The organism is Marinomonas ostreistagni (assembly GCF_016888445.1).
In the GTDB taxonomy this organism is placed as follows: Bacteria; Pseudomonadota; Gammaproteobacteria; order Pseudomonadales; family Marinomonadaceae; genus Marinomonas; species Marinomonas ostreistagni.
The window spans coordinates 1-15,586 of sequence record NZ_JAFEKF010000007.1 but is presented as its reverse complement, the minus strand read 5'-3'; the positions used below and the strand labels follow the sequence as shown (position 1 = coordinate 15,586).

At 48.8% G+C, this 15,586-nt stretch carries 12 protein-coding genes; 8 read left to right on the top strand and 4 right to left on the bottom strand.

Annotation, left to right across the window (positions count from 1 at the left end; all coding sequences use genetic code 11):
- Positions 1-435 (bottom strand): RNA polymerase-binding protein DksA, encoded by a 435-nt coding sequence (dksA, locus tag JQX58_RS14270; RefSeq protein ID WP_204147528.1) that lies wholly within the window; start codon positions 433-435, stop codon positions 1-3.
- Positions 436-599: 164 nt separating this feature from the next.
- On the opposite strand from dksA, the gene JQX58_RS14265 reads away from it, so the two are divergent.
- Positions 600-1,763, top strand: coding sequence for an aminotransferase class I/II-fold pyridoxal phosphate-dependent enzyme (locus JQX58_RS14265; RefSeq protein ID WP_204147527.1), 1,164 nt, complete (start codon positions 600-602; stop codon positions 1,761-1,763).
- 116 nt (positions 1,764-1,879) lie between these two features.
- Entirely contained in the window at positions 1,880-2,302 is a 423-nt protein-coding gene (locus JQX58_RS14260) for an RDD family protein (RefSeq protein WP_204147526.1), read from the top strand.
- A gap of 28 nt (positions 2,303-2,330) precedes the next feature.
- Here the strand turns inward: JQX58_RS14260 and lptG are convergent, their stop codons facing one another.
- Both lptG and lptF read right to left on the bottom strand, forming a co-directional pair.
- Positions 2,331-3,392: an LPS export ABC transporter permease LptG gene (gene lptG, locus JQX58_RS14255; RefSeq protein ID WP_204147525.1), complete on the bottom strand. Its 1,062-nt coding sequence runs from the start codon at positions 3,390-3,392 to the stop codon at positions 2,331-2,333.
- On the bottom strand, positions 3,385-4,500 hold the full coding sequence (gene lptF / locus JQX58_RS14250) for an LPS export ABC transporter permease LptF (RefSeq protein WP_204147524.1): 1,116 nt from the start codon (positions 4,498-4,500) through the stop codon (positions 3,385-3,387). The genes lptG and lptF overlap by 8 nt, the downstream gene beginning before the upstream one ends.
- Positions 4,501-4,629: 129 nt before the next feature.
- Here lptF and JQX58_RS14245 point away from each other — a divergent pair, with 129 nt between their 5' ends.
- From JQX58_RS14245 to JQX58_RS14230, 4 genes are all read left to right on the top strand, one after another.
- Positions 4,630-6,087 carry a leucyl aminopeptidase gene (locus JQX58_RS14245; protein ID WP_204147523.1) on the top strand — a complete coding sequence of 486 codons (1,458 nt, stop codon included), beginning with the start codon at positions 4,630-4,632 and terminating at the stop codon, positions 6,085-6,087.
- Between the two features lie 214 nt (positions 6,088-6,301).
- Positions 6,302-6,802 (top strand): hypothetical protein, encoded by a 501-nt coding sequence (locus tag JQX58_RS14240; RefSeq protein WP_204147522.1) that lies wholly within the window; start codon positions 6,302-6,304, stop codon positions 6,800-6,802.
- 84 nt (positions 6,803-6,886) lie between these two features.
- Positions 6,887-9,670, top strand: a complete 2,784-nt coding sequence (locus JQX58_RS14235; RefSeq protein ID WP_204147521.1) for a valine--tRNA ligase — start codon at positions 6,887-6,889, stop codon at positions 9,668-9,670.
- Between the two features lie 62 nt (positions 9,671-9,732).
- Positions 9,733-9,954, top strand: a complete 222-nt coding sequence (locus tag JQX58_RS14230) for a cold-shock protein (protein WP_204147520.1) — start codon at positions 9,733-9,735, stop codon at positions 9,952-9,954.
- Positions 9,955-10,002: 48 nt separating this feature from the next.
- Here the strand turns inward: JQX58_RS14230 and JQX58_RS14225 are convergent, their stop codons facing one another.
- Entirely contained in the window at positions 10,003-10,419 is a 417-nt protein-coding gene (locus JQX58_RS14225; protein ID WP_204147519.1) for a CBS domain-containing protein, read from the bottom strand.
- A gap of 48 nt (positions 10,420-10,467) precedes the next feature.
- On the opposite strand from JQX58_RS14225, the gene tadA reads away from it, so the two are divergent.
- Together tadA and purL are read left to right on the top strand one after the other, a co-directional pair.
- The gene (gene tadA, locus JQX58_RS14220; RefSeq protein WP_204147518.1) at positions 10,468-11,013 is read left to right on the top strand and encodes a tRNA adenosine(34) deaminase TadA; all 546 of its coding nucleotides are present in this window, start codon (positions 10,468-10,470) and stop codon (positions 11,011-11,013) included.
- A 104-nt stretch (positions 11,014-11,117) separates the two neighbouring features.
- A complete protein-coding gene (gene purL, locus JQX58_RS14215; RefSeq protein ID WP_204147517.1) occupies positions 11,118-15,014 on the top strand; it encodes a phosphoribosylformylglycinamidine synthase in 3,897 nt (1,298 codons plus the stop codon).
- The last annotated feature ends 572 nt before the right edge of the window (positions 15,015-15,586 follow it).

Here is a 15,586-nt window from a genome sequence, read left to right as displayed (position 1 = left end):
TTAGCTGCCGATTTGCTTCTCTTTAATTTCGGCAAGGGTCTTACAATCGATACACATGGTCGCTGTCGGGCGAGCTTCTAGACGGCGGATGCCGATTTCGATACCACACTCATCACAGAAACCGTAGTCATCTTCGTTGATGCGCTCGATCGTCTGATTGATTTTTTTCACCAGTTTACGCTCACGGTCGCGAGCACGCAGTTCCAGGCTGAACTCTTCTTCTTGGCTAGCTCGGTCGTTCGGATCCGCGTAGTTAACCGCCTCTTCTTGCAGGTGGTGAACGGTGCGATCAACCTCTTCCATTAGGTTTTGCTTCCAATTGAGAAGGATGCTTTTAAAGTGCGCCAACTGTTGTTCGTTCATGTACTCTTCCCCTTCCGCCGCAACGTAAGGAGTAAAGTCTTTCATCAATGATTCAGGGTTTGTATTTGGCATAGCGTTGCCTCACTTCCCAGGTGTTCCTTGTGGTAACCTGTTTACATTAAGTTAATGTGGTTTAAATTTTCGGGCGGAAAGTTATCAGATAATTTCCAGCATAACCACAATTTTTGCGCAAAAATATTATTTCTTTTTCCAGCATAGCAAGGACTTCTTTGATTATGACCCAGAGTTTAGCCAAGCGGGTGGAGCAGATTGCTCCGTTTCAAGTCATGGCGGTGATGGCGCGTGCCAAACAGTTACAAGCGCAAGGTGAAGACGTTATTCACCTCGAAGTGGGCGAGCCCGACTTTGTCGCGCCTAAGGCCGTCAATGACGCTGGACAAGCAGCTATCGCTAATGCACAAACTGGTTACACCGCCGCCACTGGCTTGCCTGAGTTGCGTCAAGCGATCAGCGACTTTTACCAAACGCGCTATCAAGTGGACGTTGCGCCGGAGCGCATTATCGTCACACCAGGTGCATCGGGGGCGTTGATTTTGCTGAGCTCATTAATGGCGGACGTGGGCTCTGAGGTGTTGATGCCGGACCCTTGTTATCCCTGTAATCGTAATTTTTTGACTCAGGTAGGCGCGCAGGCGCGTATGTTAGATTGTTCGGCTAATCCTGACTTTGCAATTGATCTAGATACCTTGGCACAGCAGTGGCAAGCGCATACCACGGGGTTGTGGTTAGCTTCGCCCGCGAACCCGACAGGTTCTGTGTTGAGTAAAGAGTACGTGGCCAAGGCCTGGCAAATCGTGCAGCAGCAGGGCGGTCATTTGTTGGTCGATGAAATCTATCAAGGCTTGGTGTTTGAAGGTGAAGACTTTACTGCGTTAAGTGTCAGTGAAGATATTTTTGTCGTGAATAGCTTCTCCAAATACTTTGCTATGACAGGCTGGCGCTTGGGTTGGATTGTGGTGCCGGAGTGGGCGGTAGAGGGCGCCACTAAATTGGCGCAAAACTTATTTATTTCGGCGCCCTCGATCGCGCAATACGCGGCGTTGAAAGCCTTTGATCAAGATGTGTTGGCTGAATGTGAAGCGCGACGCCAGACGCTCGCTTCGCGTCGTGCGACCTTGATAGCGGGCATCGAGCGTCTAGGCTTGCCGGTCGCGGCGTCACCGCAAGGGGCCTTTTATATTTATGTTGATGTCTCTTCGCTGACCGATGACGCTATGCAGTGGTCGCTTGATCTTTTGGAGCAAGAATTTGTGGCGTTAACGCCAGGCGCGGATTTTGGCCAACGCGATGCTCATAAGTACGTGCGCTTCGCCTATACCTGTGATGATGCGCGCATCGAAGAAGCGCTGCAGCGGATTGAGCGTTTTATCGCTGCCTAGTTGGCTTTTATTGATCTCTATCGGGTTTGCTGGCGGTTTTTACACGGTTGCCTTTAAAAGCAACCTATTACTCTGCATTATGGCTTTTTGTGTTGAGATCTAAGGCGATAAAACTGATGCAGCAAAAGGTTCAGCTTTGGCGTCGCTTGGCGGCGGCGTTTTATGATTCGTTATTGTTAATTGCTCTGTATTTTGTGGTGGGCTGGATTGCCGTGATGGCCAACGATGGCGAAGCCGTTGAAGCGGGCTGGTTGTTTTGGCTGTTGTTGCTGATCGCATGGGGGTTTTTTGTCAAATTCTGGCGTTATCCAGGGCAGACGTTAGGGATGCAGGTGTGGAAATTTCGCCTCGTGCAAACGGATGGTACGCAGGTCACGTTGCGCCAAGCGACGGCGCGTTATCTGTTAGCGTTGGTGTCTTGGGCATGCGCCGGGCTAGGTTTTTGGTGGGCCTTGCTGGACAAAGACGGCGCGACCTGGCACGACAAGCTCACCGACACTCGACTCGAGTTTATCGATCATAAAAAACGCGATCCTTAGATCGCGTTTTTTATGTCTGAAATAGACGTTAATGGCGGCGCTTGAGTAAGTAGAGGCCGATACCAAAACACACCAAAATAGGCACTAGGATGCCGACCAGTGGCGGCAAACTGCTGACCAAGCTAAAGCGTCCTGTCATGTACAAAGTATTTTGGAAAGTCAGACCAATCAAAACCCCAGAGAAAATACGCGCACCCATGGTAGACGAGCGTAGTGGGCCAAAAATGGTGGAAATAGCAACAATGACCAGCGCCAAAGAGGATAAAGGGCGTAACGCTTTATTCCAGAAGGACAATTCATAATTGTCGGCATTCAGGCCTTGGCTGTTTAAAAAGGATTGATACTGATAAAGCTGAGTCAGCGATAAGCTATCTGGTTCTTGCGTGGATAAGTAAAGGTAGTCCGAGCGCAAAGAAGAGCGCCACTCGACGGTGTCGGCTTGCTCAACAATCACTTGGTCAGGGGTAAACGTAGTCGTTTCGATGTCGTGAAGCTGCCAGCGGTTATCGGCGATTTGCGTCGCTCGTTGCGCAGTAATGATGGCATGCAGCTGATCGCCTTCACGATCATAGATGGTCATACGGTAAAGGTTGCCATCGGTATCCGCTGCATCAATGTAGACATAATCGCCATTGGTCTTGAGCCAGCTGCCGCCGCTGATGGCAAAGCTCTGGCCGCTGCCATGTTGAATTTTATCTACTAAATTGGCTTTTTGCTCGGCGATAGGTGAGACAAACTCGGCCACGATCAGGCCGACTAAGGCTAATAGAAGAATAGGCTTACAAGCTGCATAGCCAAGACGCCATAGCGGAATACCCGCGGCACGCATGACGGTAATTTCGGAGGTAGAAGCCAATGCCCCCAAGCCGATTAGGGTGCCGATCAAAGAGGCGACAGGCAGGTATTCGGCTAGCTTGCCGGGTATCTTTAAAGCCAAGACTTGCATCAAAACGCCAGCGGTGTACTGCTCATTGATGCGTTTTACTTCTTCAATAAAGGTGATGGCAAAATCCAGCCCCAGCAAGACAAAAGTCACTAAGCACACGGCCAGCAATACTGATGTGCCGACATAACGATCAAGCTTACGCATTGGACGCTCCTGTTGTTGAAGGCAATTTGGCCGCTTTTCGAGAAAACGTCTGATTAAAGACTAAAAATAGGTAGCCACCGATAAGAGCGAATAAAGCGTGAATCCACCATAGGCCCAAGTTAATCGGGATTTGTTGCTTCTCAAGTGCTGTTTTGCCCCAAATTAAAAGCCCGAGATAGCCAATTAATAGAGCAATAGCGGGGAGCATTTTAAAGAAGCGGCCTTGGCGCGGATTCACCTGACTGAGCGATAAGCCGATAATGGCTAGGATCGGCACCATCACCACGAGGCTAATACGCCAATGTAATTCGGCAATGTAAGTTGGATTATTCGAGCGCAGTAAGGTTGTGGTTGGCTGTGCTTCTTGAGCGGTAATGGTTTGTGCCGGCGTTTCTTCCATACGTAGCGCATACGTATCAAACGTCGTCACACGGTAATCAGCTGAGCCAGGCGTACCTTCATAACGGATACCATCTTTTAGTACCAAGTATTGCAGGCCTTCGTGCTCTTCAAAACGCACCAATTCACCGTATTGGGCGAGCGTCTGAGTGGGGGTCGAAAGGCCATTTTTCACCACCACATCGGAGACAAATAGATTCTCCATCCAGCCTTCTTCCTCAGTAAGGCGCTCAACATACATAGACATTTGTCCTGAGCCTTCGAAGGTGCCGGGCTGTAGAAGATCAAATACCGTTAGGCGGCTTTGCTCTTGTGACATCTCCTTGGCTTGATATTCAAACGATGGGGCGACCCAAAAGTTGATGAGAGCGGATAAAAGCGTGATAAAAAGCGCGATGCCAAGAGTGTAAACGCCCAATTTGACCTTGCTGACGCCGCTGGCAAAGAGAATCGACATCTCATTTTCGATGTATAGGCGTCCGTAGGCTAATAGCAGCGAGAGGAAAAACGCGAGCGGTAAAATCACCTGTATAAAGCTTGGGATGTGCAAGCCTAGGATGACGAATAAAAAATCAAAACTCATTTTACCTTCGGCGACACGGCCGAGGTAATTGACGATGCGTCCACTTAAAATGACAAGAAGTAAGACGAGGGTCACCGCTGCGGTTGACACCAACACTTCTTTAGCCAAGTATCTGAATAGTTTCAAAGGAACCTCTTCTGGAGTTCTAGCGTGACTTCAGGCAGCCGCTACCTTAAAAATTTGGCCAATATTATCTCGTTAGTTGGCGAAGGTAGCCAGTATATTTTAGAAAGATTATTGAATTGGATGGGAATTATGAAGACAGAATTGTTCAACAACGTTGCGACGGTCGACGCTGACCTGCTAGTGCTGTTTGTGCCAAGCGAAGGTGAGCTGCCTGCTGCGACTGCGCAATGGGATGAAAAACTCAACGGTCAAATTTTGGCGCTGCGTGAACAAGCCGTTTTCAAAGCCAGTGTGGCACAAACGCTATTATTGCCAAGTACTGATGCTGCGCAACCAGCAGTGCTGTTAGTCGGCACCGGCAAAGACGCCTTGTCTGATATGAAACTGAAAAAAGTAGTAGGCGCGATCGGTAGCCAAATCAAAGGCCTACCGTATGCCAACGTGGCGCTGGCCGCATCAGGTCTGGCAGTCAACGAGCGTGGCAGTGATAACGTGAATACCTTGCTGGCGCAGTGGTTAAACGAAAGCTTCTATGAGTTTAAAGGCTTTAAGCAAGACGATGCTGAAAAGACGACCAAAGTAGAAACTTTGCTGATCGAAGGTGATAACGAGGCGGCGGTTAAAGTCGGTGCTGCCACGGCCGCCGGCTCTGCGTTTACTCGTCAGCTAGGCAATCTGCCAGGCAACGTATGTACGCCATCTTACTTGGCATCACAGGCGCAGCAACTAGGCGAAGAATACGGCATCGAGATTGAACTGCTTGATGAGACCAAAATGGACGAGCTAGGTATGCACTGTCTGCTATCTGTCGGTCGCGGCAGTGATCAGCCAAGCTACTTAATTGTGATGCATTACCGTGGTGGTAAAGAAGACGAAGCGCCGCATGTATTATTAGGTAAAGGTATTACCTTTGATACCGGTGGTATTTCCTTGAAACCAGGCGCAAAAATGGATGAAATGAAATACGACATGTGTGGCTCAGCGAGCGTATTTGGCACCATGAAAGCCATTTGTGAGTTGAAACCTGCCCTGAACTTCACCGCTGTGATTGCAGCAGCGGAAAACATGCCAAGTGGTCGTGCCACTAAGCCTGGTGACATCGTGAAAACCATGTCGGGTAAAACCGTAGAAGTCTTGAACACTGATGCGGAAGGTCGTCTAGTGTTGTGTGATGCGTTGACCTACATTGAGCGCTTTAAGCCGCAGTCTGTGGTTGATATCGCAACCTTGACCGGTGCGTGTATTGTGGCTCTGGGTAGTGTGAATTCTGGTATGTATGCCAATAAGCAAGACGTCGCAGACGCACTAAAAGCAGCCAGCAAAGAAGCGGCTGACAAATTGTGGCAGATGCCGCTGGATGAAGAGTACCAGCAGCAACTAGACAGCAACTTCGCTGATATTGCCAACATCGGTGGCCCTGAAGCAGGCTCAGTGACAGCGGCGTGTTTCTTATCGCGCTTCACCGAAAGTTACCCATGGGCACATTTGGATATCGCCGGTACCGCTTGGGCTGGTGGTGCAACCAAAGGTGCTAGTGGCCGCCCTGTAGGGTTGTTAACACAATACCTGTTAGCTAAGGCGAACTAAGCTTCTAGTAAGCAATATTGTCAAATATTCAAGCCCAGCTAGCGCCTGCTAGTTGGGCTTTTTTTATGGCGTGTAAAGTGGCTTTACGGCGGCTAGGGTGGACTTTTGTGGGCGGCAGTGCGAAAGTTGTACAATTATCTGGTTCGATGGCCAAGCGAGCACACCCTGTTTCGGCAGTAGGTGGTATCTATTAATAGTATAAGTTGTGGTGTTTATGTCTGACGTGCTTTCTGATGTAAATATGTATTTATCCGAGCCGGATGAAACCGTATTAACGGCGGCCTTGCGTAACAAAGACGATATTCCCATTCTGATGGATATTGTTGGCGACGATACGCCTTTAGTCAGTCAAGAAGAGCATCTGCAAAGCTCAGTAACGATTGATCCTGAAGTGCGCCCAGTGACGGCTAAAGCTGTCTCCGCCAAAAAAGACACGATGCTTAAGCGTCCTGTTGTGCCGACGACAACTGCTACTCCTACTATCTCGACCGAACAAGCCGCTTTTCATGCAGCCAAACGCGCACTAGAGCAACCACAAACGGCTGCAGACAGTACCGATCAAGCAGCGCCGACTGAAGCTCATTCTGAGTCAGCTGCTCAAGCTTCGCCAAGCTCGAATCTGCTCAGTGAAGTGATCCAAACCGTACTTGAACGCAAACTTCCAGAAATTGTCGAGGAAGTGATGCTAGAAATCGCCAAACGAGAGCAAAGGTAACGCTGTGCGACTTTCTCGGTCGCCCGCTAAGCGTTATAATTCCAGCAACTTAATTTTGCCATCCAAGAGCTTTAAGACACCATAATGGAAAAGACTTACCAACCCCAAAGCATTGAACAGCCTATCTACGCACGCTGGGAAGAAAATAACTATTTCGCACCAAGCGGAGACGGTTCACCATTTTCGATCATGATTCCGCCGCCAAACGTCACCGGTAGCCTGCACATGGGGCACGCGTTCCAGCACAGCTTGATGGATGCCATGATTCGCCGTGCGCGTATGCAAGGTCAGCGTACCTTGTGGCAGCCAGGCAGTGACCACGCCGGTATCGCAACACAAATGGTAGTAGAGCGTCAGTTGGCAGCACAAAACCAAACGCGTACCGAGCTTGGCCGCGAAAAATTCCTAGAAAAGGTTTGGGAATGGAAAAGCCAATCGGGCGGCACCATTTCCGATCAAATGCGTGTTTTAGGTGACTCAGTAGATTGGAGTCGCGAGCGTTTCACCATGGACCCTGGTATGTCTGCGGCGGTACAAGAAGTATTTGTGCGCCTATTTGATGAAGGCATCATTTACCGCGGTCAGCGCCTAGTCAACTGGGATCCTAAGCTACATACCGCCATCTCTGACTTAGAGGTTCTGTCAGAAGAAGAAAATGGCTTCATGTGGCACTTCCGTTATCCACTAGCGGATGGCGCGACGACAGCTGAAGGTAACAACTACATCGTTATTGCCACTACGCGCCCAGAAACCATGTTAGGTGATTCGGCGGTTGCTGTGGCGCCAGATGATGAGCGCTACGCGGATTTAGTGGGCAAAGAAATCGAGTTGCCTCTAGTGGGTCGTCGTATTCCGATCATTGCTGACGAATACGTGGATAAAGAATTCGGTACTGGCTGTGTGAAGATTACGCCAGCGCACGATTTTAACGACTACGAAGTCGGTAAGCGTCACGACTTGCCAATGATCAACATCTTTACCGATGATGCAGCGATCAATGATGTCGCGCCAGAAAAATACCAAGGTATGGATCGTTTTGACGCGCGTAAAGCGATCGTGGCTGACTTTGAAGAGTTGGGCTTACTTGAGAAAATTGCGGACCACAAACTGAAAGTACCGCGCAGCGAGCGCGGTAACACAGTGGTTGAGCCTTACCTAACCAAGCAATGGTACGTAGCGGTAGAAACACTAGCGAAGCCAGCCATTGAAGCGGTAGAAAACGGCTCGATCGAGTTTGTGCCAAAACAGTGGGAAAACACCTACTTCGCGTGGATGCGTGACCTACAAGACTGGTGTATCTCGCGTCAGCTGTGGTGGGGCCATCAAATTCCTGCTTGGTACGATGCCGAAGGCAATGTTTACGTAGGTAACGATGAAGCGTCAGTACGTGAAAAATACAGCCTTGCAGGTGATGTCGAACTGACTCGTGATGAAGACGTGCTAGACACTTGGTTCTCATCGGCGCTATGGACTTTTGCGACGCAAGGTTGGCCAGAAGAAACAGAAGACTTTGAGCTATTTGCTGAGTCTGATGTACTAGTGACCGGCTTTGATATCATTTTCTTCTGGGTCGCTCGTATGATCATGATGACCTTGAAGTTCACCAATAAAGTGCCGTTTAAGAAGGTTTACATCACTGGTCTAATTCGTGATGAGCGCGGCGATAAGATGTCGAAATCTAAAGGTAACGTGATCGATCCATTGGATTTGATCAATGGTATCGATATCGAATCACTGGTTGCGAAACGTACTTACGGCATGATGCAGCCACACTTGGCGCAAAAAGTTGAGAAGAATACACGCGAAACTTACCCAGAAGGGATGCCAGCGTACGGTACTGACGCGCTACGCTTTACCTTGTGCTCATTGGCATCGGGTGGTCGTGATATCAAGTTCGACCTTAACCGCTTAGAAGGTTACCGCAACTTCTGTAACAAGATCTGGAACGCAGCGCGCTACGTGTTGATGAACACAGAAGGTCAAGACTGTGCGCAAAACGGCACTGAGGTTGAGCTATCGCTAGCGGATAAGTGGATCATTTCACGTCTGCAGCATACTGAAGATGCGGTAAATAAAGCTTACGACACTCATCGTTTCGACTTGGCGGCACAAGCCATTTACGAATTCATGTGGCACGAATACTGTGACTGGTACCTAGAGCTTTCTAAACCAGTTCTTTGGGATGAAAACTCCACTCCAGCACAGCTAGCGGGCACGCGCCGTACTTTGGTACGAGTACTAGAAGCCTTCTTGCGTTTAGCGCACCCAATGATGCCATTCATCACTGAAGAGATTTGGCAACGTGTTGCGCCACTTGCGGGTCAAGCGGGCGATACGGTCATGATGCAAGCTTACCCTGCTGCTGAAGAAACGAAGAAAAACGCTGAAGCGGAAGCAGATGTTGAGTGGCTAAAAGGTGTCATCGAAGGGGTACGTAATATCCGTGGTGAGATGAACATTGCGCCATCTAAACCACTTGAGGTGTTCTTCCGCAGTGGTTCAGCACAAGACCAAGCACGTATGGAAGCGAACTTAACCTTCTTGCAGAAATTGGCCAAGATCGAATCCATTACTTGGTTGGCATCAGGTGAAGAGGCGCCAATGTCAGCGACAGCACTAGTAGGTGAAATGGAAGTCTTGGTGCCTATGGCAGGCCTAATCGACAAAGAAGCTGAGCTTGCGCGTCTGCAAAAAGAAATCGACAAAGCGAGTAAAGATCTACAGCGTATTGAAGGCAAACTAGGCAATGAATCATTTGTTGCTAAAGCGCCAGCCGCCGTAGTCGAGAAAGAAAAGGCGAAATGCGAGGACTTGAGGTCAGTTGTTGCTCGTTTAGAAGAGCAAAAAGCAAGTATCGCGTCGTTGTAACAAACAGTGCCCCGTACCTAGTGACGGGGCGTATTGTTTGCCAACAATAATAAGAGGCATGCATGACAGAACGGTTATTTGGCAAAGTGCGCTGGTTTAACGATACCAAAGGGGTGGGGTTCATCAAACGAGATGACGCAGATGATGTGTTTGTGCATTATCGTGCGATTTTAGCAGACGGGCACAAGACTCTTAAAAAGGGACAGTCCGTCAGCTTTACCATCACTGAAACCGACTTTGGCACCCAAGCCGCAGAGGTCAAACTGGAAAAAAAGCCGATCTAATTAATGCCTAAAAAAACCAGCCTAGTGCTGGTTTTTTTGTGTCTGCAATTACTGCTCAAGCATGTCGTAGGCGAGTTTGACAAAATCCACCGGGCTTAAAATGCCGATTAGTTTGCCATCTTCGACCACAGGTAAGCTACCGTACTTATTCTCGATGAAGAACTCTGCTGCCATTTTCAGAGACTGTGATGGCGAGACCGTCAAAATATCTTTGTTCATGGCGTTGCGTACAGGCGTTTGCTCTTCTTTTTTGGTCAGTTGCTGAGTGCCGAATTGACTGACTAAATAAAAGGCGTGTTTTAGGTATTCACGTTGGGTCAGCATGCCGAGGCAGTTGCCTTCTTCATCGACCACTGGCAGGTTGCGAATATTTTTCTGTGCCATCAGCGTTTTGGCTTTCGCCAGCGAATCGCTCTCTTTTAACGTGATTAAGTCCGTGATCATTAGGTCTGCTACAGTTTGCACACTCAAAACTCCTTGTATAATGGTTAACCTGAGTTTAGGAGATTTGAAATGCCCAGTGCAATAGACCCGCATCATATAGATGCACAAACCGCAGCACGTGATGAATATTGGATGCGTAAAGCGCTAGAACTGGCGCAAGCGGCCGCCGCACAGAGCGAAATTCCTGTGGGTGCACTGATTGTCCAAGATGAGCAGATTATTGGCCAAGGCTTTAACTCGCCCATCCATACTTGTGATCCAACGGCTCATGCCGAAATCCGAGCAATCCGCGATGCCTGTCAAAAAGCCAATAACTACCGGCTGCCTGGCGCGACGCTATACGTCACGTTAGAGCCTTGTTCTATGTGTGCGGGAGCGATCGTTCACAGTCGAGTGGCGCGGGTGGTTTATGGTGCGACAGAACCTAAAAGCGGTGTGGTGGAAAGCCAGCAGCGCTTTTTTGAGCATGACTTCTTAAATCATCGGGTCGAAGTGACCGGTGGGGTCTTAGCAGAGCAGGCGAGCACCCAGCTTTCAAACTTTTTTCAGTACCGTCGCGAGCAAAAAAAGCGGTTAAAACAACAAGCTAAAGGCATAAGTTCGACATCCGAGTGACGAAAGTGACGAATATATGCAGTCTATACTGGCTTCAAAACACCCCAATGATTTAAAATGTGCGCAAATTTTTCCCCAAACCACCATATGAGGCAAAACTCGACATGCTGACTCTGCATGGTTCCGCAGCGCTTTCCGCGTTTCGCAAAGCTAAGCTTTTAGCCGGTCTACAAGACCTGTACCCATCCATCACAGATATCGATGCCCAGTTTCTACATTTTGTTGAGCTAAAGTCAGATCAGGCACTGACTGCAGAACAACAGGGTGTGCTAGAACAGGCTCTGACTTACGGGGCTAAGTCTGCGCCGATTCAAGTATCTGACAACTACGTGTTAGTAGTGCCACGTCTAGGTACCATCTCGCCATGGTCTTCTAAAGCGACGGACATTCTGCATAACTGTGGCCTTGAGTTGGTCGAGCGTGTTGAACGTGGTGTGCAATACTTTATTCACGCAAGCGAAACTTTCTCAGATGCTCAGCGCAGTGAGATCGCAGCGCTACTTCATGACCGCATGACAGAAAGCGTGTTGCTAGATGTTGCCGCAGCAGAGTCTATGTTTAGTCACGCAACACCAACTCCGATGACAAGCGTGGATATTCTTGGCGGTGGTCGTGAGGCGTTAGTCGAGGCGAACCAAAAACTTGGTTTGGCGTTGGCGGAAGACGAAATTGATTACTTAGTCGAAGCGTTTAAAGAATTGGGTCGTAACCCAAATGACGTAGAGCTAATGATGTTTGCTCAAGCAAACTCTGAGCACTGTCGTCACAAGATCTTTAATGCTTCTTGGACTATCGATGGCGAAGAGCAAGAGCGTTCTTTGTTCAAGATGATCAAGAACACACACGAACATAACCCAGATGGCACGTTGTCAGCATACAAAGACAACGCCGCGGTTATGGAAGGTCACAAAGCAGGTCGTTTCTTCCCGAACTCTGAAACACGTGAATACGATTTCTCGCAAGAGAACATCGATATTCTGATGAAGGTTGAAACCCACAACCACCCAACCGCGATTGCCCCATTTGCTGGCGCAGCGACAGGTTCTGGTGGTGAGATCCGTGACGAAGGCGCGACCGGTATCGGCGCTAAGCCTAAAGCGGGTCTAACAGGCTACACGGTTTCTGACCTTAAACTTCCTGGTTTTGAACAACCATGGGAAAGCCAATACGGCAAACCAAGCCGCATCGTGACACCACTGGACATCATGATCGAAGGTCCTATCGGTGGCGCAGCATTTAACAACGAATTTGGTCGTCCAAACCTACTAGGTTACTTCCGTACTTTCGAGCAGAAAGTAGAAGGCCCAACGGGTGACGAAGTTCGCGGTTACCACAAGCCAATCATGCTTGCAGGCGGTATCGGTAACATCCGTCGTGAGCACGTTGAAAAAGACGAGATCCAAGTAGGTTCTAAACTAGTAGTACTAGGTGGTCCTGCGATGTTGATCGGTCTTGGCGGTGGCGCAGCCTCTTCTATGGCCTCTGCAGACGGCAACGAAGATTTAGACTTCGCTTCTGTACAACGTGGCAACCCTGAAATGGAGCGTCGTTGTCAGGAAGTTATCGACCGTTGTTGGCAGCTTGGTGACAAGAACCCAATCAGCTTCATCCACGATGTGGGTGCGGGCGGTCTTTCTAACGCTTTGCCAGAGCTTGTAAAAGACGGCGAGCGTGGCGGTAAGTTCGATCTACGTAAAGTATTGAACGACGAGCCAGGCATGTCACCGCTAGAAATCTGGTGTAACGAATCTCAAGAACGCTACGTAATGGCGATCCCTGCTGACCGCATTGACGAGTTCGCAGCGATCTGTGAGCGTGAGCGTTGTCCATTTGCTGTGGTTGGTGAAGCGAAAGAAGAACTGCACCTAGAAGTGGAAGATCCACACTTCGACAACAGCCCAGTTGACCTACCAATGTCTGTGTTATTTGGCAAGCCACCTAAGATGCACCGTGAAGCGACTAAAGCCGATGTAAAAGGCGATGACTTTGACGGTTCTGAAGTTGAATTGGCAGAAGCAGCAAAACGCGTGCTGAGCCTACCAACGGTTGCGTCTAAGAGCTTCTTGATCACCATCGGTGACCGTACTATCACAGGTATGGTGGCGCGTGACCAAATGGTCGGTCCATGGCAGGTACCTGTAGCAGATGTAGCGGTAACGACTTCGTCACTAGATAGCTACACTGGTGAAGCAATGACTATGGGTGAGCGTACGCCAGCAGCGCTATTGAATGCACCAGCATCTGGTCGCATGGCAGTAGGTGAGGCGCTAACGAACCTTGCGGCAGCGAAAATCACCAAACGTAACCACATTAAGCTATCAGCAAACTGGATGGCGGCTGCGGGTCATGCTGGTGAAGACGAGAAGCTATACCAAACGGTTAAAGCAGTCGGTATGGAACTATGTCCTGCACTGGATATCGCGATTCCTGTTGGTAAAGACTCTATGTCGATGAAGACAGTATGGAAAGAAGACGGCGAAGAAAAAGCGGTTACTTCACCATTGTCTCTAGTGATTTCAGCGTTTGCGCCAGTGGAAGATGTTCGTAAGACTCTTACTCCTGAGCTTAAGAAAGCTGACAGCCAATTGATCCTGTTGGATCTTGGTGCGGGTCAAAACCGTCTAGGTGGTTCGGTACTTGCGCAAGTATTTAACAAAGTAAGTAACGCAACTCCTGACGTTGACAGTGCAGCAGTACTGGCTGGTTTCTTCGATACGACTCAAGCCTTGAATGCTGAAGGTAAGCTACTGTCTTACCATGACCGTTCCGACGGTGGTCTATTCGCAACACTGACAGAAATGTCTTTTGCGAGCCACATCGGTTTAGATGTTGACCTAACAAACGTAGCGAAAGACAAAGCGTCTCTAGCGGCGGCATTGTTCAACGAAGAGCTAGGTGCAGTGATTCAAGTCGCGAACAGCGAAGTGGACGCAGTACTAGCGGCTTACCAAATGGCAGGCGTCTCTGCGACAGCGATTGCAACTCTAAACGATAGCGATACCTTGAACTTCGCTTTCCAAGGTGAGCAAGTGCTTTCTCAAGACCGTGTGACTTGGCAACGTACTTGGTCTGAAACAAGCTACCGTATCCAAGCGCTACGTGATAACCCAGAATCAGCGCAGCAAGAATTCGATAACTTGCTAGATGCAAAAGATCCTGGTCTATCTGCCAAGCTAAGCTTCGATATCAATGCAGATGTTGCAGCCCCTTACATCAATACTGGCGCGAAACCTCGCATGGCGGTATTGCGTGAGCAGGGTGTTAACGGTCAAGTGGAAATGGCAGCAGCCTTCCATAAAGCTGGCTTCAACCCTGTTGACGTACACATGAGTGATATCCTGTCTGGTCGCATTTCACTAGAAGAGTTCCACGGGCTAGTCGCTTGTGGCGGTTTCTCTTACGGTGACGTACTAGGTGCCGGTGAAGGTTGGGCGAAGTCTATCCTGTTTAACTCACGTGCACGCGAGCAGTTCGAAGCCTTCTTCAACCGCAAAGAAACCTTCTCTCTAGGTGTATGTAATGGTTGTCAGATGCTATCTAACTTGCATGACCTGATTCCTGGTGCGCAAAACTGGCCGAAGTTTGTACGTAACCAATCAGCACAGTTCGAAGCACGTCTAGTGCAAGTAGAAGTGAAAGAGTCTAACTCTGTTCTACTAGCAGACATGGCTGGCTCGATCATGCCGATCGCAGTTGCTCATGGTGAAGGTCACACGGAATACCGTGATGATGCACACAAAGCAATCCTTCAGGCGAATGGCCAAGTAGCCCTTCAGTATGTTGACCACTACGGTCAGGCAACTGAACGTTACCCATACAACCCGAATGGTTCTGCTGAAGGTATCACAGGTTTAACATCTGAAGATGGTCGTGTGACTATCATGATGCCTCACCCAGAGCGTGTTTACCGTGCGGTACAACACAGCTGGAAGCCAGAAGATTGGCAAGAGCAAGGTCCTTGGTTGCGTCTATTCCAAAATGCACGCAAGTTCCTAGGCTAATCGCTTAGCTTAAAAGCATTTAAAAGCCCGCTGCTTATCCAAGCAGCGGGCTTTTTCGTTTTTAGGCTGACAGAGTGGCGTTGCGTCACCCACCCAACTAATTTTCTGCTCCACGCGCAGGCGCGAATAGTCGCTTGAAAATTGTTGGGAGGGTGACTTGCGCCAGAAAACTCATAGAGATGATTAAATAATAAACGACAAAAGCTTGTTTTTGATTAATAAATAATCAGTTTGGTGGGTTGAGTAGCTTTAATGGCGTTTTTTTTAAATTAATTCAAAAAGTGCTTGCGTCAAAAATTCTGATGCGTATTATACGCACCCACTGACACGGACAACGCTTCACAACAACGAAGCGGACAACGAGTCAGACGCTCTTTAAAATAGATAATCAGATAATTTGTGTGGGCGCTTGCTGGAGACTTCTCAAAAACTTTGAAGTCTTAAACAAGTGACCATGTCAATTCGCTTTACGTTCTTTAATCTTCGGATTGAAGAATATAGTTAAAGTCAGACGTGATTCACGAGTTTGAGCAAACTTTTTAAACTGAAGAGTTTGATCATGGCTCAGATTG